This is a genomic window from Micromonospora sp. CNZ303 (genome assembly GCF_004345505.1).
Genome location: NZ_SLVT01000012.1, coordinates 79,122 through 98,559 on the forward strand (window position 1 = coordinate 79,122; position 19,438 = coordinate 98,559).

General features: G+C 73.4%; 19 protein-coding genes and 1 pseudogene. 13 read left to right on the plus strand and 7 right to left on the minus strand.

Going from position 1 to position 19,438, the window contains the following annotated elements; translation table 11 throughout:
• Positions 1 to 65 precede the first annotated feature (65 nt).
• The 3 genes from EV374_RS19830 to EV374_RS19840 all read left to right on the plus strand — a co-directional run bounded on the left by EV374_RS19830 (position 66) and on the right by EV374_RS19840 (position 2,911).
• Complete coding sequence (locus EV374_RS19830) at positions 66 to 1,181, plus strand: M24 family metallopeptidase (protein ID WP_132237515.1); 1,116 nt, start codon at positions 66 to 68, stop codon at positions 1,179 to 1,181.
• Positions 1,178 to 2,320 (plus strand): acyl-CoA dehydrogenase family protein, encoded by a 1,143-nt coding sequence (locus EV374_RS19835; protein ID WP_132237517.1) that lies wholly within the window; start codon positions 1,178 to 1,180, stop codon positions 2,318 to 2,320. The genes EV374_RS19830 and EV374_RS19835 overlap by 4 nt, the downstream gene beginning before the upstream one ends.
• Before the next feature lie 84 nt (positions 2,321 to 2,404).
• Positions 2,405 to 2,911: an Lrp/AsnC family transcriptional regulator gene (locus EV374_RS19840; protein WP_132237519.1), complete on the plus strand. Its 507-nt coding sequence runs from the start codon at positions 2,405 to 2,407 to the stop codon at positions 2,909 to 2,911.
• On the opposite strand, the gene EV374_RS19845 is transcribed toward EV374_RS19840, so the two are convergent.
• Positions 2,841 to 3,452: a histidine phosphatase family protein gene (locus tag EV374_RS19845; protein WP_132237521.1), complete on the minus strand. Its 612-nt coding sequence runs from the start codon at positions 3,450 to 3,452 to the stop codon at positions 2,841 to 2,843. The two genes, EV374_RS19840 and EV374_RS19845, sit on opposite strands and share 71 nt — an antisense overlap.
• Positions 3,453 to 3,619: 167 nt before the next feature.
• Here EV374_RS19845 and EV374_RS19850 point away from each other — a divergent pair, with 167 nt between their 5' ends.
• Complete coding sequence (locus tag EV374_RS19850; RefSeq protein WP_132237523.1) at positions 3,620 to 3,814, plus strand: CsbD family protein; 195 nt, start codon at positions 3,620 to 3,622, stop codon at positions 3,812 to 3,814.
• A gap of 65 nt (positions 3,815 to 3,879) precedes the next feature.
• Here EV374_RS19850 and EV374_RS19855 read toward each other — a convergent pair whose 3' ends face one another.
• The 3 genes from EV374_RS19855 to EV374_RS19865 form a co-directional block, all read right to left on the minus strand.
• Positions 3,880 to 4,596: a cation efflux transmembrane domain-containing protein gene (locus EV374_RS19855; protein WP_132237525.1), complete on the minus strand. Its 717-nt coding sequence runs from the start codon at positions 4,594 to 4,596 to the stop codon at positions 3,880 to 3,882.
• Complete coding sequence (locus EV374_RS19860; RefSeq protein ID WP_207914385.1) at positions 4,596 to 4,925, minus strand: metalloregulator ArsR/SmtB family transcription factor; 330 nt, start codon at positions 4,923 to 4,925, stop codon at positions 4,596 to 4,598. Before EV374_RS19860 ends, EV374_RS19855 begins: the two co-directional genes overlap by 1 nt.
• Before the next feature lie 201 nt (positions 4,926 to 5,126).
• Entirely contained in the window at positions 5,127 to 6,533 is a 1,407-nt protein-coding gene (locus EV374_RS19865) for a lysine 2,3-aminomutase (protein WP_132237529.1), read from the minus strand.
• Positions 6,534 to 6,675: 142 nt separating this feature from the next.
• Between EV374_RS19865 and kdd the strand changes: the two genes are divergently transcribed.
• The 9 genes and pseudogenes from kdd (at position 6,676) to EV374_RS19910 (ending at position 17,032) form a co-directional block, all read left to right on the plus strand.
• Entirely contained in the window at positions 6,676 to 7,737 is a 1,062-nt protein-coding gene (kdd, locus tag EV374_RS19870) for an L-erythro-3,5-diaminohexanoate dehydrogenase (protein WP_132237531.1), read from the plus strand.
• 5 nt (positions 7,738 to 7,742) lie between these two features.
• Positions 7,743 to 9,311, plus strand: coding sequence for an amidohydrolase family protein (locus EV374_RS19875; protein ID WP_132237533.1), 1,569 nt, complete (start codon positions 7,743 to 7,745; stop codon positions 9,309 to 9,311).
• Positions 9,312 to 9,369: 58 nt separating this feature from the next.
• Positions 9,370 to 10,953, plus strand: a complete 1,584-nt coding sequence (gene kamD / locus EV374_RS19880) for a lysine 5,6-aminomutase subunit alpha (protein WP_132237535.1) — start codon at positions 9,370 to 9,372, stop codon at positions 10,951 to 10,953.
• Positions 10,950 to 11,726, plus strand: coding sequence for a lysine 5,6-aminomutase subunit beta (gene kamE, locus EV374_RS19885; protein ID WP_132237542.1), 777 nt, complete (start codon positions 10,950 to 10,952; stop codon positions 11,724 to 11,726). The genes kamD and kamE overlap by 4 nt, the downstream gene beginning before the upstream one ends.
• Positions 11,723 to 12,115, plus strand: coding sequence for a 3-aminobutyryl-CoA ammonia lyase (kal, locus tag EV374_RS19890; RefSeq protein ID WP_132237544.1), 393 nt, complete (start codon positions 11,723 to 11,725; stop codon positions 12,113 to 12,115). Before kamE ends, kal begins: the two co-directional genes overlap by 4 nt.
• Positions 12,112 to 13,449, plus strand: coding sequence for a glutamate mutase L (locus EV374_RS19895; protein ID WP_132237546.1), 1,338 nt, complete (start codon positions 12,112 to 12,114; stop codon positions 13,447 to 13,449). The genes kal and EV374_RS19895 overlap by 4 nt, the downstream gene beginning before the upstream one ends.
• A 617-nt stretch (positions 13,450 to 14,066) precedes the next feature.
• Positions 14,067 to 15,598 (plus strand): annotated as a pseudogene (gene lnt, locus EV374_RS19900) (apolipoprotein N-acyltransferase); the annotation flags it as partial.
• Between the two features lie 8 nt (positions 15,599 to 15,606).
• The gene (locus tag EV374_RS19905) at positions 15,607 to 16,413 is read left to right on the plus strand and encodes a polyprenol monophosphomannose synthase (RefSeq protein ID WP_132237548.1); all 807 of its coding nucleotides are present in this window, start codon (positions 15,607 to 15,609) and stop codon (positions 16,411 to 16,413) included.
• A gap of 85 nt (positions 16,414 to 16,498) precedes the next feature.
• Complete coding sequence (locus tag EV374_RS19910) at positions 16,499 to 17,032, plus strand: FxsA family protein (protein ID WP_132237550.1); 534 nt, start codon at positions 16,499 to 16,501, stop codon at positions 17,030 to 17,032.
• Between the two features lie 63 nt (positions 17,033 to 17,095).
• Here the strand turns inward: EV374_RS19910 and EV374_RS19915 are convergent, their stop codons facing one another.
• From EV374_RS19915 to EV374_RS19925, 3 genes are all read right to left on the minus strand, one after another.
• On the minus strand, positions 17,096 to 17,437 hold the full coding sequence (locus EV374_RS19915) for an RNA polymerase-binding protein RbpA (RefSeq protein WP_007460094.1): 342 nt from the start codon (positions 17,435 to 17,437) through the stop codon (positions 17,096 to 17,098).
• Positions 17,438 to 17,672: 235 nt separating this feature from the next.
• Complete coding sequence (locus tag EV374_RS19920; protein WP_132237552.1) at positions 17,673 to 18,263, minus strand: pyridoxamine 5'-phosphate oxidase family protein; 591 nt, start codon at positions 18,261 to 18,263, stop codon at positions 17,673 to 17,675.
• Positions 18,264 to 18,322: 59 nt separating this feature from the next.
• On the minus strand, positions 18,323 to 19,417 hold the full coding sequence (locus tag EV374_RS19925; protein WP_132237554.1) for a winged helix DNA-binding domain-containing protein: 1,095 nt from the start codon (positions 19,415 to 19,417) through the stop codon (positions 18,323 to 18,325).
• Between the last annotated feature and the right edge of the window lie 21 nt (positions 19,418 to 19,438).

A 19,438-nucleotide genomic window follows, 5' to 3' on the forward strand; every position in this document is an offset into this window, starting at 1 on the left:
ATGCGGGCGCTACCCGACCTCGGGTGGGCTGGGGTCCGGCCCCGAACGACCGTTAAGCTGAGCGCGTGGGATCCGACGAGCTGTATCCGCCACGGCGGCTGGCCGATGCCCGGCGCGCCACCGCCGCCGCGGGCCTGGACGCGCTACTGCTGACCCCCGGCTCCGACCTGCGCTATCTGACCGGCTACGACGCCCACGAGGGGGAGCGGCTCACCTGCCTGGTGCTGCCCGCGCAGGGCGAGCCGACGCTGATCGTGCCCACCCTGGAACGGCCGGCCGCCGAGGCGTCCCCCGCGCCGGCCACCGGCGTACGCATCGTCGACCACGCCGACGGCACCGACCCGTACCCGCTGCTCGTCGCCGCGCTCGGCGGACCGGTGGCGACGGTCGGCCTGGCCGAGCGGATGTGGGCCGAGCAGGTCCTGGCCCTGCGCGCGGCGCTGCCCGGCGCCACCCAGCGGCTGGCCTCCGAGGTGCTGCGCGAGATGCGCCTGCGCAAGTCCCCGGCCGAGGTCGCCGCGCTGGCCGAGGCGGGCGCGGCGATCGACGCGGTCCACGAGAGGATGGGGGAGTGGCTGCGGCCGGGGCGCACCGAGGCGGAGGTGGGCGCCGACATCGCCGCGGCGATCCGGGCCACCGGCCACGTGAGCGTGGACTTCGTGATCGTCGCCGCCGGCCCGAACGCCGCCAGCCCGCACCACGGCACCTCCGACCGCCCGATCGGCGCCGGCGAGCCGGTCGTCGTGGACATCGGCGGGACGATGCCGTCGGGCTACCGCTCCGACTGCACCCGCACCTACGTCGCGGGTGCCCCGGCGCCGGCCGAGTTCGTCGACTACTACGCGGTGCTGCACGCCGCCCAGCGGGCCGCGGTGGCCGCGGTCCGCCCCGGCATCACCGCCGAGGATGTCGACGCGGCGGCCCGGGAGCCGATCGCGGCCGCCGGCTTCGGCGCGGAGTTCCTGCACCGCACCGGCCACGGCATCGGCCTGGACGGCCACGAGGAGCCCTACGTGGTGGCCGGCAACGCCCGCCCCCTGGAGCCGGGGATGGCGTTCTCCGTCGAACCGGGCATCTATCTGGCGGGCCGCCACGGCGCCCGCATCGAGGACATCGTCGTCTGCGCCACGGACGGCGTGCAACGGCTCAACACCACCCCCACGGAGCTCATCGCGCTATGACTGTCGACCGGATCCTCCCCACCGACGAGGCCCACGACCTGCTCGACCTCGCCACCGAACTCGCCGACCGGGAGCTCGCGCCGCGGGCCGCCGGGTTCGAGGAGCGCGCGGAGTTCCCCCGCGAGGTGCTGCGCACCCTCGGGCGGGCCGGCCTGCTCGGCCTGCCCTACGCCGAGGAGCACGGCGGCGCCGCCCAGCCCTACGAGGTCTACCTCCAGGTGCTGGAGATCCTGGCCAGCCGGTGGCTGGCGGTCGCCGAGGCGGTCAGCGTGCACACCCTGTCCTGCTACCCCCTGGCGCAGTTCGGGACGAACGAGCAGCGCAAGCTGCTGCCCGACATGGTCGGCGGGGAGCTGCTCGGGGCGTACTGCCTGTCGGAGCCGCAGGGCGGGTCGGACGCCGCCGCGCTGACCACGAAGGCCGTGCGCGACGGCGACGACTACGTGGTCGACGGCACCAAGGCGTGGATCACGCACGCGCAGGTGGCGGACTTCTACAACATCTTCTGCCGCACCGGCGGGCCCGGCCCGAAGGGCATCTCCTGCCTGCTGGCCGACCGCGCCACGCCGGGCATCGCGCCGCAGGCGGCCGAGCGCACGATGGGGCTGCGCGCCTCCCCGGTGGCGCAGATCGCCTTCGACTCGGCCCGGGTGCCGGCCGAGCGGCTGATCGGCGGGGAGGGGGCGGGCTTCACCATCGCCATGTCCGCCCTCGACTCGGGGCGCCTCGGCATCGCCGCCTGCGCGGTCGGGCTGGCCCAGGCGGCGCTGGACTACGCGGTCGGCTACGCCCGGGAGCGCCAGCAGTTCGGCAGGGCGATCATCGACTTCCAGGGCCTGGGCTTCACGCTCGCCGACCTGGCCACCCAGATCTCCGCGGCCCGGGCGTTGACGCTGGCCGCGGCCCGGCTGCGCGACGCTGGCCGGCCGTACTCGATCGAGGCGGCGAAGGCGAAGCTCTTCGCCACCGACGTGGCGATGCGGGTGACCACCGACGCCGTGCAGGTGCTCGGCGGGGCCGGCTACGTGGCCGACCACCCGGTGGAGCGCTACATGCGCGAGGCCAAGGTGCTCCAGATCGTCGAGGGCACCAACCAGATCCAGCGGCTGGTCATCTCCCGGGCGCTGGCGAAGGGCTGACGGGCGTCGCCTCCCACCGGCGCCGCGTCGCGCCGGTGGGCCGCGTCGTCGCCGGGAAGCGGTTTTCCCGGTAGGTTGCACGCCGTGGAGGAGATCGACCGCGCCATCATCGCCGCGCTGACCGCTGACGGTCGGCTGTCGTACACCGATCTGGCGGAGCGGGTGGGCCTGTCGGTCTCCGCCGTGCACCAGCGGGTGCGCCGCCTGGAGCAGCGCGGCGTGATCAAGGGGTACGCCGCCCGGGTCTCCTTCGAGGCCCTCGACCTGCCGCTGACCGCGTTCGTGGCGATCCGGCCCTTCGACCCGTCGCAGCCCGACGACGCGCCGGAGCGGCTGGCCCACCTGCCGGAGATCGACTCGTGCTACTCGGTGGCGGGGGAGGACTTCTACCTCCTGCTGGTGCGGGTGGCGAGCCCGGCCGACCTGGAGCGGCTGCTCCAGGAGATCCGGACGGCGGCGAACGTGACGACCCGTACGACGGTGGTGCTGTCCACGCCGTACGAGAACCGGTCGCCGAAGATCAGTGCCGAGCCCCAGCTTCGGGTGCGCTCGCGGGGGCCGGGGGAACCGGCTGGTTCCAGCGCAGGATGACCCGCCGGCCGTGCTCGTGGCCGAGCACGCTGACCGTGGCGGTGTCCAGGCGCAGCAGCCCGCCGGCCGACGGAGGCAGGCCGACCCAACGGGCGCCGAGCACGCGCAGGCTGTGGGCGTGCCCGACGAGGGCGACGGTGCCCCGGTCGAGCAGCGGGTGGATCCGGGCGAGCACCCGGTCGAGGCGCTCGCCGACCTGGTTCGGGGACTCCCCGCCGGGGCAGCCGTCGGCCCAGATGGACCAGTTCGGGTGGTCGTCGCGGATGTCGGCGGTGGTGCGCCCCTCGTACTCCCCGTAGTTCCACTCGGCCAGGTCGTCGAGCGTGCCGGTGACCGTGAGGCCGGCGAGGCGCGCGGTGTGCAGCGCCCGGGCGCGAGGGCTGGTCAGGACCGCGGCGCAACGGCGGCCGGCGAGGAAGCGGCCGAGAGCGCGGGCCTGCCGCTCGCCATCGGGGGTGAGCTGGAGGTCGGTGTACGAGGTGTGCCGGCGGCTCGCGCTCCAGGTGGTCTCGCCGTGCCGGATCAGCAGAAGCTCTCCCATTCCTCCAGTCAATCAGACGACCTCTTTCCACCGTTCACCTAGTGTCCTAGGATGCCTAAGCGGGTGTAGCCCCTGCCACGCCGGCACAGCAGGGTTTCCGACCGCGTGATGAGGGCACCCGAGCAAACAAGGGCCGGGGGAGGCCCGGCCCGTGCGGAGGAGGCGACATGGGCTTCACCGGCAGGGCGAAGAACAAGGTCCACCAGGTGGCAGGGGCCGCCAGGAAACGACTCGGCGGCGCCACCCACAACGAGCGGATGCGCGGCGAGGGTGCCACGCAGCAGAGCGACGCGCGTGCCCGACAGGCCGGCGAGCACCTCACGGACGCCGGCCGGGACGTGAAGGACGCCTTCACGAGGTGACCCGGGTGCGGCGGCCTCCGGCACACCGGCCGGGGGCCGCCGGCTGCTCCGCTCGGCTGGAGGGCCTACCGCTCGTCGGCGCAGCAGCCGTCCGCGCAACCCTCCGTCCTGCTGCCTGCCGCCGACCCGGCCGGGGTGAGCCCGGGCGGGCAGCAGGCGTGACCGCGCCACGCTTCGCGACCTTCCTTGGCCGCCACCACGGCGATGACCAGCGCCGCGATCGGATCGGCCCAGGACCAGCCGAGCAGGCTGTTCAGGCCCAGGCCCACGAGGAGGACGGCGGACAGGTAGGTGCACAGCAGGGTCTGCTTGGAGTCCGCGACCGCCGACCGCGAACCGAGTTCCCGGCCGGCGCGGCGCTGCGCGTACGACAGGCCCGGCATGATCGCCAACGACAGCGCCGCCAGCACGAGACCGACACCGGAGTGCTCGGCGTCGGCGCCGCCGACCAGGGCCCGTACCGACTCCACCGTCACATAGGCGGCGAGAGCGAAGAACGAGACCGCGATGATCCGCAGCGCCGCCTTCTCCCGAGCTTGCGGATCGCGGCCGGCGAACTGCCACGCCACCGCGGCTGCCGACGACACCTCGATCACCGAGTCCAGGCCGAAGCCGATCAGGGCGGTCGACGACGCGATCGTGCCGGCGGTGATCGCCACGACCGCCTCGACGACGTTGTAGGTGATCGTCGCGGCCACCAGCAGCCGTACCCGGCGGGCGAGGACCGCGCGGCGCGCCGGCGAGGGTCCCGCCGGTGTCAGGTTGATGAGGGGGAGGGTCATCAGCAGCAGCCCTTTTCGCCGGAGTCCGGGCACGCGGCCGGGTCGACCGTCAGCACGAGTCCGAGCAGGTCCGCGAGGGCGTGTGCCAGCCGGGCGTCGGCCAGCTCGTATCGGGTGCGGCGGCCCTGGGACACGGCGACCACCAGGCCGCAGCCGCGCAGACACGACAGGTGGTTCGACAGGTTCTGCCGGGTCGTGCCCAGTAGTTCGGCCAGCTCCGCCGGGTATCCCGGCCCGTCGCGCAGGGCCAGCAGCAGCCGCGCCCGGGTCGGGTCGGACAGGGCATGGCCGAAGCGGGCCAGCGCCTGCCCGTGCGTCAACGTCTCCACGCCGGCGATAGTACAGCCGACGATGTACCAAGTTGGGCCTCACCCGGGCAGCAGGTCCCGGGCTGACGTTCGTGTCGATGGTGAAGCGCGGGCTGTGCCCTCGCGGGTTGCTCGCCCGAGGAGCGGCGGCGCCGTCGTGGGCCGCAGACGCGTCACCCCCGGGCCGGTGGTCGGCTCCGGGGGTGACGGTGTCGCAGCTGGTCAGTCGTTGCGGTGCTCGGCCCACCACTGCTGCCCGGTCTCGGGCAGGGTGTCGATCGGGTCGTAGTAGGCGTGGCGCTTGTTGAGCGCCTCGGCGTCGGCGGACTCGATGGAGGTGCGGTAGTTCTTCGTCCAGTACGAGATGCCGCGGTCGCGGTCGTACTCGGTGAGCATGTGCACCCAGCGCTTGCCGACGAAGGGGACGTCGCAGACGATGCGCGGGGTGGCGTAGCCGGGCAGGTAGCCCATGATGTCGTGCTGGAGCTGCTGGGCGTGCCACACCGGGACCCGCCAGTGCTCGGCGTTGGGGATCATGTCGCACATGTAGAAGTAGTACGGCAGGATGCCCGCCTCGCCCTGGAGGGCGAAGCAGAGGTCGAGCAGGTCGGGGGCGGTGGCGTTGACGCCGCGCATGAGCACGCCCTGGTTGCGGACGTCGCGTACGCCGACGTCGAGGGCGGTCTGGGCGGCCCTGGCGACCAGCGGGGTGAGCGACTGGGCGTGGTTGACGTGGGTGTGGATGGCGAGGTTGACGCCGCGGCGGGCGGCGGTGCGGGCGACCCGTTCGAGGCCCTCGACGACGTCGGGCTGGAGCCAGTGCTGGGGCAGGCCCATGAGGGCCTTGGTGGCGAGCCGGATGTCGCGGATGGTCTCGATCTCCAGCAGCCGCATCAGGTAGGACTCGAGGTTCTTCCACGGGACGTTGGCCACGTCGCCGCCGGAGACGACGACGTCACGGACGCCGGGGTGGGCCTTGAGGTAGCCGATGTGGGCGTCGTAGCGGTCGACGGGCTTGAGGGTGAGCTTGAGCTTGTCGACGGCAGGGGTGGAGTTGCCGACGAGGTCCATGCGGGTGCAGTGCCCGCAGTACTGGGGGCAGGTGGAGAGCAGCTCGGCGAGGACCTTGGTGGGGTAGCGGTGGGTGAGGCCCTCGGCGACCCACATGTCGTGTTCGTGCAGGGAGTCGCGGCTGGCGTACGGGTGGGAGGGCCAGTCGGTGCGCCGGTCGGAGGCGACGGGGATCATGTAGCGCCGGATGGGGTCGGCGAGGAAGGCCTCGGTGGTCATCGGCGCGAACGGGACCATGGTGTTGACCATCTGCGGCGGCACCAGCATGGACATGGTGGCCAGGGCCTTCTGGTCGGCCTCGAGGTCGGCGTAGAAGGTCTCGTCGACGGTGTCGCCGAGGACGGTGCGCAGCTGCTTGACGTTCTTGACGCAGTTGACGCGCTGCCACTGGGCGTTCTCCCACTGGTCGCGGGTGACGTGGCGCCAGCCGGGGAAGCGGGTCCAGTCGGGTTCGACGAGGGGCGCGCGGCGGTATTCGTAGGGCTGTCCGGCGGTGGGGACGGCGACCGGCGCGGGGTGGGGCGCGGGCGGGGTCTCTACCGGTTGGGTCTGGGTCACGGCCCCTCCTCGATGTGGTGCGGTTGATCAGCGACCCCGAAGGCTACTGGAAAATATTCGGTGAAGAAATTAGTCTGCCGTAAGTTTTCCCGCTACGCGAGCCCTGGTCGGGGCTTCGAGCGGCGTGACAGGGGAGGTCGGCGTGACGTCACCGGTGGGTCTGCACCGCGTTGTCGAACCGGCGGGGGTGCTGCCGCAGGCCGCGTGGCGGCTGGACGCGAGTCCGGAGATCGCGCTGAACGAGGTGCGGATCCGGGTGGAGCGGTTGAACCTGGACGCGGCGAGCTTCCGGCAGCTGTGGGAGAAGCACGGCGGGGACGGTGACGCGGTCCGTGCCGAGGTGCTTCAGATCGTGTCGACGCGCGGCAAGATGCAGAACCCGGTGACCGGGTCGGGCGGGATGCTGATCGGCACCGTGGAGGAGGCGGGGCGGCGGTCCCCGCTGGGGCTGCGGGCGGGGCAGCGGGTGGCGACCCTGGTGTCGCTGACGCTGACGCCGCTGACGATCCTCGACGGGCTGGCCCGCTGGGACGGGCGCAGCGAGCAGGTGCCGTGTGACGGGTACGCGATCCTGTTCGCCCGGTCGATCGCGGCGGTGCTGCCGGCGGATCTCGATCCGCAGCTGTCCCTGGCGGTGCTGGACGTGTGCGGGGCGCCGGCGCTGACGGCGCGGGTGGTGTCGCGGTACGTGGCGGAGCGGGAGCGGGCGCAGGATCCGACGCCGGTGCGGGTGGCGGTGATCGGTGGCGCGGGCAAGAGCGGGTCGCTGTCTCTGGCCGCGGCGCGGCGGGCGGGTGCCGCCCGTACGGTCGGGGTGGTGCCGGTCGTGGCGGAGCGTGACGCGCTGGCGGCGGTGGGTCTGGCGGACGTGGTGGCGTTGGCCGACGCCCGGGATCCGGTGGCGTTGTCGTCGGCGGTGACGACGGCGTTGGGGGCGCCGGCGGACGTGACGGTGGTCTGCGTGGACGTGCCGGGGTGTGAGCACGGTGCGGTGCTGGCGACGGAGGACGGCGGCACGGTGGTGTTCTTCTCGATGGCGACGAGTTTCGCGGCGGCGGCGTTGGGGGCGGAGGGCCTGGCGGCGGACGTGACGATGCTGGTCGGCAACGGGTACGTGCCGGGGCACGCGGATTTCGCGTTGGGTCTGTTGCGCGCGGAGTCGGGGGTGCGGGCGTTGTTCGAGGCGCGTCTGGCGGCAGACTGATGGTCATGACGAACCCCTCGACTCTGTACCGCGGCGGGACGCTGCACTGCCCGGCCGATCCGAGCGCGACGGCTCTGCTGGTCACCGATGGCCGGATCTCCTGGTTGGGGGTGGACGCGGACGCGCCGGTCGCCGAGCGGGTGGTGGATCTGGACGGGGCGTTGGTGACGCCGGCGTTCGTGGACGCGCACGTGCACGCCACGGACACGGGGTTGGCGTTGTCGGGGCTGGACCTGTCGGCGGTGCGTTCGGCGGGGGAGTTGCTGGACGCGGTGGCGGGGTTCGCGGCGGGGTTGCCGTCGGACGCGGTGGTGTTGGGGCACGGCTGGGACGAGTCGGGTTGGCCGGTGCCGCGGTTGCCGGACGCGGCGATGTTGGACCGGGCGGCCGGGGGGCGGCGGCTGTATCTGTCGCAGGCGTCGATCCATTCGGCGTTGGTGTCGGCGGCGATGCTGGCGGCGTGTCCGCAGGTGGTGTCGGCGTCGGGGTACGACGCGTCGGGGTGGTTGCGGCGGGATGCGCACCACGTGGTGCGGGCGGCGGCGTTCGCGTCGGTGACGCGGGCGCAGCGGGTGGCGGCGCAGCGGGCGGCGTTGGCGCACGCGGCGTCGCTGGGTATCGCGGCGGTGCACGAGTGCGGTGGCCCGGAGATCTCCGGCGAGGAGGACTTCACGGGTCTGTTGGCGTTGTCGGGTGACGGTGTGGCGGAGGTGTACGGGTACTGGGGTGAGCTGTTGGGTGCGGCGCGGGCCCGGGAGTTGGGTGCGGTGGGGGCGGGGGGTGATCTGTTCGCCGACGGGGCGTTGGGGTCGCGTACGGCGCACGTGTCGCGTGACTACCTGGACGGTGAGGGGGGTTGCGGGCACGGTTACCTGAGTGCGGAGCAGGTGCGTGAGCATCTGTTGGACTGTGCGGCGCACGGTGTGCAGGGTGGGTTCCACGCGATCGGTGACGCGGCGATCTCGACGGTGCTGGAGGGCTTCGCGGGGGCGGCGGAGAAGTTGGGCACGGACCGGGTGCGGGCGGGTCGGCACCGCATCGAGCACGCGGAGATCATGAACAAGCGGTTGATCGCCGGGTTCGTGGAGTACGGGATCGTGGCGAGCATGCAGCCGGCGTTCGACCGGTTGTGGGGTGGCGCGGGTCGGATGTACGAGTCGCGGCTGGGCCTGGCGCGGTCGTTGGAGTCGAATCCGATGGGTGCGATGCATGGTGTCGGGGTGGCGTTGGCGTTCGGGTCGGATTCGCCGGTGACGCCGCTGGATCCGTGGGGTTCGGTGCGGGCGGCGGTGTGGCATCACAGTCCGACGCAGCGGATGAGTGTGCGGTCGGCGTTCGCGGCGCACACCCGGGGCGGGTGGCGTGCGGTGCGGCTGGACAACGAGGGTGTGCTGGCGTTGGGGGCACCGGCGACGTTCGCGGTGTGGTCGACGCCGGCGGGGGTGGACCGGGGGTTGCCGGTGTTGTTGGCCGCGGACCCGGAGGCGCGTGGTCCGCAGGACCCGACGCCGCTGCCGGTGTGTCGGCGCACGGTGTTGCGCGGTGACGTGATCTACGAGGAAGGGTCTTTGTGAGCGAGCGAACCATCGGTACGGCGTGTGGCGCCGTCGCGGGGCAGGGTCGGGTGAGGGTGTGACGGGCAAGCTTGACCTGGATCCGCGGCTGGTGGCGCGGGCGCGGGAGTTGGCGCGTCGCGCCGGGCAGCCGGTGGTGGATCTGGCGCGCAGCCACACGACGGTGTCGGTGGAGCGTGCGGTGCTGCGGCTGGCCGGGGTGGCCGGCGCGGATCCGGACGGTATTCCGTGGGTGAACCGGCTCGTGGACGCGGTGGTCGCGGACGTGGGGTTGGGGCACGGGGTGGCGCTGCCGGTGTTCGACGCGCTCGCCCGGGAGCAGCTCGGTGACGTGACGTTGCTGGCGCAGAAGGCGGCGGCGGGGTCGGTGCGGTTCGAGGTGCCGACGGGGAAGGCGGCCACGGCGGCGCGGAAGGCTGCCCGCAGGGCGGTCGGTGCGGGCATCCGGTCGATCGACCGGCGGCGCGCGGAGCGCGACCGGCTGGTGAAGCGGTTCGGGGATCCGGCGCAGCGGCCGTGGATCTATCTGATCGTGGCGACGGGCGACATCTACGAGGACATTCCGCAGGCGCAGGCGGCGGCGCGGGCGGGTGCGGACGTGATCGCGGTGATCCGCTCGACGGGGCAGTCGCTGCTGGACTACGTGCCGGAGGGGGCGACGCGGGAGGGCTTCGCGGGCACGTACGCGACGCAGGAGAACTTCCGGTTGATGCGGGCGGCGTTGGACTCCTCGTCGAGGGAGTTGGGCCGCTACGTGCGGTTGACGAACTACGCGTCGGGTCTGTGCATGCCGGAGATGGCGACGCTCGCGGGCCTGGAACGGCTCGACATGATGTTGAACGACTCGATGTACGGGATCCTGTTCCGCGACATCAACCCGATCCGCACGTTCGTGGACCAGCGGTTCTCGCGTCAGGTGCACGCGCGGGCGGGGATCATCATCAACACCGGTGAGGACAACTACCTGACCACGGCGGACGCGGTGGACGAGGCGCACACGGTGACGGTGTCGCAGCTGCTCAACGAGTTCTTCGCGCACGAGGCGGGGTTGGCGGACTGGCAGTTGGGGCTGGGGCACGCGTTCGAGATCAACCCGGACGTGCCGGAGTCGTTGCGGCTGGAGTTGGCGCACGCGTTGCTGGCGCGGGAGTTGTTCCCGGACGCGCCGTTGAAGTGGATGCCGCCGACGAAGCACATGACGGGTGACGTGTTCCGGGGCAATCTGCTGGACGGGTTCTTCAACCTGGTGGGCACGATGACCGGTCAGGGGATCCTGCTGGTGGGGATGATGACCGAGGCGGTGGTGACGCCGTGGTTGTCGGATCGGGACATCGCTTTGCAGAACGTGCGGTACGTGCTGGGTGCGGCCGGTGGGTTGCACGAGGACTTCGTGCCGGCGGCGGGCGGGTTCATCCAGCAGCGGGCGAACCGGGTGCTGGGTGAGGCGGTCGACCTGCTGGAGCGCATCGGTGAGCAGTCGCTGTTGACGGCGATCGCCGAGGGCACGTTCGGGATCATGAAGCGGCCGGCGGACCGGGGCAAGGGGCTGGCGGGGGTGGCCGCGCACGAGGCGGGCTACTTCAATCCGGCGACGGAGATCCTGGAGGCGCCGGTGGCGGGTGGAGAGGTGGCACGGGCGTGAGCGCCGTCGAGGCCGGCGGGGACGCCGGGAAGAAGATCGTCCGGCCGTACGGGGACACCACTGGCGACGGCATGGTGCAGGTGTCGTTCACGTTGCCGGTGCCGCACGACAAGCGGGCCGAGGGTGCGGCGGTGCAGTTGGCGAACAAGATGGGCATCGACCCGGCGATGCTGGTGCACGCCAAGCCGATGAGTGACGGGTTCACGTTCTTCGTGGTGTACGGGCGGGTGAACCATCTGGTGGACCTGTCGGCGGTGCAGGTGGTGGAGCGTGACTTCCCGCTGCTGAGCGCCAAGGAGGTCAACGCGGTGGTGAAGCGGCGGTTGCGGCGCAAGTTGTCGGTGGTGGGGGCGTGCATCGGCACGGACGCGCACACGGTCGGCATCGACGCGATCCTCAACGTCAAGGGCATCGCGGGGGAGAAGGGCCTGGAGTACTACCGGGAGTTGAAGGTCACGAACCTGGGTGCGCAGGTGAGCGTGCCGGAGTTGGTGGAGGCGGCGCGGGTGGAGCGCGCGGATGCGGTGCTGGTGTCGCAGGTGGTGACGCAGCGCGATGCGCATCTGCACAACACGCGGGAGATGTCGGCGGCGTTCCGGGAGGCGATGCCGGCGGGGCGTCGGCCGTTGCTGATCGTGGGTGGGCCGCGTTTCGACGAGTCGATGGCCGGCGAGTTGGGCGTGGACCGGATCTTCGGTCGGGGCACCACGCCGGGTGAGGTGGCGAGTTTCCTGGTGCACGCGTTGGTGACGGAGAAGAAGGCGAAGGCATGAGTGATTCCCGGGTGGGTCTGACGGTCGTGCATCGGCGGTACGTGCCGTATTCGCACGCCCACTACGCCGGCAACCTGGTCGACGGGGCGTACGCGCTGGGGTTGTTCGGGGACGTGGCCACGGAGGTGTGTATCCGCACCGACGGTGACGAGGGGTTGTTCGCGTCGTACTCGGACGTGCAGTTCCGGGCGGCGATGCGGGCGGGTGACGTGTTGGAGGTGACGGCGACGGTGACCCGGGTGGGTACGCGTAGCCGCACCATCGACTTCGAGGCGCGGGTGGTGTGCCGGGGGCGTCCGGATCGGGGTGAGTCGCCGGCGGAGGTGCTCGACGAGCCGATCGTGGCGGTCACCGCGACCGGCACGGTGGTCGTGCCGCCGGTGGCGTGAGGTACGCGGTCTGCGCCGACGTCGGGTCCACGTACACGAAGGTGGCGGTGGTGGACCTGGACGCGGGCGCGTTGGTGGCGGGGGCGTCGGCGCCGACGACGGTGGGCACGGACGTGCTGCACGGCCTGGACGCGGCGGTGGCGGCGGCCACCGCCGGCCTGGCGACGGGTCAGGTGCCGTGGTACGTGTGTTCGTCGGCCGGTGGTGGGTTGCGGTTGGCGGTCGTCGGCTACGAGCGGCTGGTGACCGCGCAGGCGGGCCGGCGGGTGGGTCTGTCGGCGGGCGCGAACGTGGTGCACGTGGCGGCGGGGCGGCTAGGTGCGGCGGACCTGGCGGGGCTGCGGGCGGCCCGCCCGGACGTGGTGCTGCTGGTGGGTGGCACCGACGGTGGTGACGCCGAGACGTTGACGCACAACGCGACGCGGTTGGCGAGGGCCCGCTGGCGGGTGCCGGTGGTGTTGGCGGGCAACGTCGACGTCCGCGACGACCTGCATGCCGTGCTGGCGTCGGCGGGGGTGCCGGTGACGGTGGCCGACAACGTGCTGCCGCGTATCGGGGTGCTGGCGCCGGCGTCGGCGCGCTCGGCGATCCGGGAGGTGTTCCTGCGGCACGTGATCGGGGGCAAGCGGCTGTCGCGGGGGTCGCGGTTCGCGCGGCTGGTGCGGGCGGCCACCCCCGACGCGGTGCTGACGGGCGTGGAGGTGCTGGCCGACACCCTGGGTGGTGATCTGGTGGTGGTGGACGTGGGTGGCGCCACCACGGACGTGTATTCGGTGCTCACGCCGGACGAGCGGGCCACCGGGCCGGGGCGGGAGGTGGCGGGGTCGCTGTGGCGGGCCCGTACCGTCGAGGGGGACCTGGGCATGCGGTGGAGCGCGCCGGGGGTGGTGCGGGCGGCCGTCGAGGAGCGGCTGCTGACCGGCGCGCAGGGCGAGGACCTGGCGGCGGGGGCGGCGGTGCGCGCGGGTGATCCGGGGTTTTTGCCGGTGGGGGACGCGGAGCGTGCGGTGGACGCCCGGATCGCGGCCCTGGCGGCGACGGTGGCGTTGCGTCGGCACGCCCGGGGGGCGGCCACGGGTGAGCGGGCCGGGCGGGACCTGCGCGACGTGCGGCTGCTGGTGGGTTCCGGTGGTGTGCTGCGGCATGCCGTGCCGGCGGATGCGGCGGGTGTGTTGGGTGCGGTGCTGGCCGATCACGCCGGTGGGTGGCCGTTGCCGCGTGCGGCGCGGCCGGTCGTCGACGTCGACTACGTGCTGGCCGCCGGTGGGTTGCTGGCCGCCGAGCATGCGGCGGCGGCGGGGGCGTTGCTGCGCCGGCACCTCGCGACGGATTGAGACTCGCCGACGCGACACGCCGTGGTGCATCACACGACAGGCCCGGGTGGGTTGACAGCGGCGGGGGTCCACGCCGTACCGTCTTTGAGTCCTACTACGGGAAGCGGCTGTTGTTCGCTTCGTCCCTTCGTCCGCTGGCCGAGCGACATGTGAGCAGTGCGTCGCGGCGGCCAGGTCCAGCGGGCGGGGGTCGGCGGGGCGGCGCGAACCGGCCGCGGTTACCGGTGTACGGGCAGGGTGAGGTGCACGGCCAGTAGACAACGGCCAGGCGGGGGCAGCCAGTCCGCGTCGGGTCGGTCCGAAGGTCGGCGCAGCTCATTCTCGCCCCACCGGCCGGGAAGGGCCTGGGAGCATCGGGGCGCGGCGCGAGCCGCGCCCCGATTTGTGTCCGCGCCCCTACTGGTTCGGGTCGCCGGGGGCGGAAACCGCCCGGATGGGCCGTGGCGGGTCGTGGCGTACCGCCGGGCGGGGTGCCTGCGGTGCGGCCGGGTAGCCTTCGGCCCGTGATCGTGGGGACGCAGCCGCCGCGGAGCGGGGACGACAGCGGGCCGCCTACCGGGCAGGCGGGGGCTGCGCAGTCGGCTCCGGCGCCGTTGCCGCTGCGGGTGGCCGTGCCGATGGCGGTGGTCGCCGGGTTGGCGTTGCTGGCGGCGTTCCCGCCGTACGGGCTGTGGCCGCTCGCGCCGCTGGGCGTGGCGTTGCTGGCCGCGGCGACGCACGGGCGTCGGGTACGCGCCGGCGCCGGGCTGGGTTTCCTGACCGGGGTGGCGTTGTTCGCGCCGCTGCTGAGCTGGACGAACCTGCACACCGGCTACCTGCCGTGGGTGTTGCTGTCGCTGTTGCAGGCCGGCTACCTGGCGCTGCTGGGCGCGGCAGGCGCGTACGTGTCGCCGCTGGTCGAGCGGGTGCGGTGGAGTTGGCCGCTGGTGACCGGCGTGTTGTGGGTGGGGCAGGAGGCCCTGCGCGACCGCACCCCGTTCGGCGGGTTCCCGTGGGGGCGCCTGGCGTTCAGCCAGGACGGCTCGCCGCTGCTGCGGCTGGCCGCGTGGGGTGGCGCGCCGCTGGTGACGTTCGCGGTGGCGCTGACGGGCGGGCTGCTGGTCGCGGCGCTGTGGCGGCCGTGGGGCGGGCGGCGGCGCTGGTGGGTGCCGGTGGCCGGACTGGCCGCCGCGTCGGTCGCGGTGCCGGTGGTGGGGCTGCTGGTGCCGGTGTCGGGCGTGGGGGGCGGCGCCGCGGTCACGGTGGCGATCGTGCAGGGCAACGTGCCGCGGCTCGGGCTGGACTTCAACGCCCAGCGGCAGGCGGTGCTGAACAACCACGTCGACGCCACGATCGAGCTGGCCGGGCAGGTGTCCGCGGGCGTGCGGCCCCGCCCCGACCTGGTGGTGTGGCCGGAGAACTCCAGCGACATCGACCCGCTGCGCGACACCGCCGCCGGGGCGCGCATCTCGCAGGCCGCCGACGCGGTCGGCGCCCCGATCCTGGTCGGTGCGGTGCTGCGCGGCCCGGGTGAGGGTGAGGTGCGCAACGCGGGGATCCTGTGGCGGCCCGGCAGCGGCCCGGACCTGGAGCAGCTGTACACGAAGCGGCACCCGGTGCCGTTCGCCGAGTACGTGCCGATGCGTGATGTCGCCCGGATGGTCAGCAAGCAGGTCGACCGGGTCCGCGCCGACTTCGTGCCGGGCAGCGAGCCGGGGGTGCTGCGCACCGGGGCGGCGGTGCTCGGCGACGTGATCTGCTTCGAGGTCGCCTACGACGAGGTGGTGCGTGACACCGTCGTCGGCGGCGCGCAGCTGCTGGTGGTGCAGACCAACAACGCCACGTTCGACGTGGCCGAGGCGCGTCAGCAGTTGGCGATGGTGCGGTTGCGGGCGGTCGAGCACGGCCGGCCGGCGTTGATGGCCTCGACGGTCGGGGTGTCCGGGTTCGTTGCCCCGGACGGGCGGGTAAGCGACGCCACCGGGTTCAACACCCGAGCGGTCGTGGTGCGGCAGCTGCGGCTGGACGACGGGCGCACCCTGGCCACCCGGGTCGGGTTGTGGCCGGAGGTGGCGCTGGCCACCCTGGCCGTGGCGGCCCTGGTCGGCGCGGGCGTGCTGCGCCGCCGGCCGCGCGCCGGGTGACACCAGCCGGTACGCCGGCGAAGGGGGAGCGACGGTGGGCGAGACGACCGGCACCCGGACGGATCCCGGTCATCCGGGGGTGGGTCGGGTGCTCGTGGTGATCCCGACCTACAACGAGGCCGACAACGTGGCGCGGATCGTGGCGCGGGTGCGTCGCGCCGCGCCGGCGGTGGACATCCTGGTGGCCGACGACGACAGCCCCGACGGCACCGGTGCGCTCGCCGACGCCCTGGCCGGCGCCGACCGCCGGGTGCACGTGCTGCACCGCGAGGGCAAGCAGGGCCTCGGTGCGGCGTACCTGGCGGGGTTCGCGTGGGCCCGCGAGCGTGGCTTCGACGCGGTGGTGGAGATGGACGCCGACGGCTCACACGCCCCGGAGGACCTGCCCGCGTTGCTGTCCGCCGCCCGCGACGCCGACGTGGTGATCGGTTCCCGGTGGACCGCCGGGGCGCGGGTGGTGAACTGGCCGCTGCGGCGGCTGCTGTTGTCGCGCTGCGGCAACCTGTACGCGCGGCTGGTGCTGGGCATGCCGCTGTCCGACGCCACCGGCGGCTACCGGGTGTACCGGCTGGCGGCCCTGGACGAGTTCGACCTGGCGTCGGTCTGTTCGCAGGGGTACTCGTTCCAGGTGGAGTTGTCCCGGCTGGCGCACCGCTGCGGGGCGCGCATCGTGGAGGTGCCGATCACGTTCGCCGAGCGGGAGCGGGGCAGCAGCAAGATGAGCCCGCTCATCGTGGCGGAGGCGTTGTGGCGGATCACGACGTGGGGGGTGCAGGACCGGCGGCAGGCGGTGCGGCGGGGCCTGCACGGCACCCGCACCGGTCAGGTTCGTTGGCCCTGAGCGGCGGCGTGTCATGCTGGATGGGGCGCCGGCGCCCGCGCGGGGTGACCCAGCCGCAGGCGCCGCTGATGGCGAATGGGGTGAGATGCGCCGAGGATTGAGGTTTGTGCCGTTGGCCCTGTTGGCGGCGACGCTGCTGGAGCTGGTGGTGTTCGTCGTGGTGGGGCGGGCGATCGGGTTCGGTTCGGCGCTGCTGGTGGTGTTCGCGGTGTCGCTGCTGGGGCTGGTGCTGCTGCGTCGGGAGGGGATGCGCGCCTGGCGTGGCTTCAAGGCCTCCGCGCAGGCCGGTCAGCCGCCGGGCCGGCAGGTCACCGACGGTCTCGTGGGGCTGCTCGGGGCGCTGCTGCTGGCGATGCCGGGCCTGCTCAGTGGCCTGGTGGGGGTGTCGTTGCTGGTGCCGCCGGTGCGTCGGCTGGCCCGCAACGGGGTGCAGCGGGCCGCGGAGCGGCGAGTGTCGTCGATGGTCGCCGGTGACCTGTTCGGGCCGCGCCGGGTGCGGGTGCGCCGGGGCGCGCCGCAGCAGCCGCAGCAGCCGCAGTCGCAGCCGGTTGCCGAGCCCACCGTCGTCGACGGGGGCCGCGCCATCGAGGGTGAGATCGTCGAGCCCGGCCGGAGCTGACGCGGACACGACGGCGCCCCGGGAGCGGATGCTCCCGGGGCGCCGTGGCGTTGACGGTGCGGCTCAGGCGCGGCCGCGGCGGGTGCGGACCTCCTGTAGCCGCTCGGCGAGGATGTCCTCCAGCTCGGCGATGGAACGCCGCTCCAGCAGCATGTCCCAGTGGGTGCGCGGCGGCTTGGCCTTCTTCTGCTCCGGCTCGTTGCCGTCGACCAGCCGGGCCACGCTGCCGTCGAACTTGCATTCCCAGGTCGTGGGGACCTCGGCGTCGACGGCGAACGGAACCTCGAACTGGTGGCCCTTGGCGCAGAGGTACTCGCGGGTCTGACGCGGCGCGAGCTCCGTGTTGCGGTCGGATTCGTAGCTGACCGCGCCCAGACGGCTGCCACGCAGCATACGCTCGCCCATGATCGACTTCCCCTCGTTCGTGGTGCTGGTCTTCTCGGTGTAACGGTCCGTTCCCGCCGGGCCATTCCCGCCCGGACACCGGGCGAGCCTGCACAAGGGTAGCCGGCCACGCCAGCCGCCCGGCGGGGTCGCCCCGGGCCGGGTCGGGCGGGTGGCGGATTTCCGCTGTGCCACCGGCGATGGTAGCCGCCCCGAAGCCGCGCAGGTCGCGACGGTCGGTGACGCGCCGGCCGGCTCAGGTCGCCGGGGTCGGCGGCAGCGGCAGCGGCAGGCCCGGCAGCCCGTCGATGCTGCGGGCCACGTGGTCCTTGCCGGCGAAGTAGTCGCTCAGCGACGCGTCGTCCTCCCGGGCGAACCGCCGGGCGTGCAGGTCGCGGTCGGCGTCGTAGGACATGAACGGCACCGCGTAGCCGCAGGTGTCGCGGATCAGTTCGGCGCGCACGACGATGATCGCCCGCAGGCCGTGGACACTGGTGTCGATGTCCGGGAAGTGGCCTCTCAGCTGCGCCCAGCGGGGGTCGTCACGAAACACCGGCTCGCCGCGCCCGTGCACCCGCACGATGTTCGGCGGCCCGTCGAACGCGCACCACATGAGCGTGATCCGCCCGTTCTCCCGCAGGTGCGCGATCGTCTCGGCGTTGCTGCCGGCGAAGTCCAGGTAGGCCACGGTGTGCGCGTCGACGACCGCCCACGAGCCGCGCAGCCCCTTCGGGGACAGGTTGATGGTGCCGTCACCCGACAGCGGTGCCGTGGCGGTGAAGAACAGCGGCTGGTCCTCGATGAAGCTGCGCAGCCGGCCCTCGATGCGCTCGTATGTCTTTCCCACCCCGGCATCATGGCCCGGCGGCGGGCCGCCGCGCTGCCCCGGGGTCGGCTCGCGGGTGCTCAGGGCGCGTGCGTGGCGACGCGTACGCGGTCGCTGTCGCAGAGCAACGACGCCAACGACGCACCCTCCTCGGTCACGGCGGCGCGTTCGGTCCGGGAGAGACGGCGCAGCGGGGCGACGGTCACGGTGTCGGCCGCGACGCCCCAGGTGGCGGTGACCCGGCCGTCGACCAGGACGACGCGCTCGCCGGCGACGGACAGGCCACGGTGGGCGTCGTCGACGATGCGGCTGCGGTCGTCGTAGCCGAGCAGCGCGTTGTCGAACGCCGGCAGGAACCGCACCGGCGCGGGCGTGTCGGCGTCGGGGCGCGGCGCGTCGGGCAGGTCCCACAGCCGCCGCCCGCGCTCGTCGCGCAGGCCGACCAGCTCGTCGCGGATCGCGGTCACCGCCGCGGGCAGGCCGGCGAGGCCGGACCAGGCGCGCAGGTCGGCCGTCGAGGCCGGACCGAAGGCGGCCAGGTAGCGCCGCACGAGCGCCTCGCCGACCGGGTCGCAGCCCGGCGGGGCCGGCGGGTCGACCTCGCGGCCCAGCCAGGAGGAGAGCGGCACGTTGCGTACGCCCGCCGTCGTGCGCCACAGCCCGCGCGGCGGCAGCTGCACCACCGGGACGAGGGCGGCGAGCAGCATCTCGCCCAGCGCCCTCGGTCCCGGTGCCGGCCACCGGTCGGCCAGCTCCCGCGCGAGCCCGGTCATCGAGCGGGGCTCGCCGTCGGCCAGCACCTCCCGGCCCGCCGTGGCGAGCTCGTCGAGGTCCACGCCGGCGAGTTCGCGACGGTAGACCCCGAGTACCCGCTGGCGCAGCATGCCGTCGTGGCGGGTCCGCCACGCCAGTGCGTCGTCGGCGGTGACGAGGTGCACGGTGCGGCGCATGAGGTGCATCCGCACCACGCGCCGGCCGGTCAGCAGGTCCGACAGCGCCGCCGGGTCGAACCCGCGCACCCGGGACCAGAGCCCGACGAACGGCTCCTGTGGTTCCTGCGCCTGAAGGCCGCACAGGTGCGCGACGGCGTCGAGGACCGGCACGTCGGTGCGGTCGAGCAGCAGCTGCCGGGCCAGCGTGGCGCGGTTGAGCGCCCGGGTGTCGAGAACGGTCATCGGGGCACGTCCTCCGTGCGG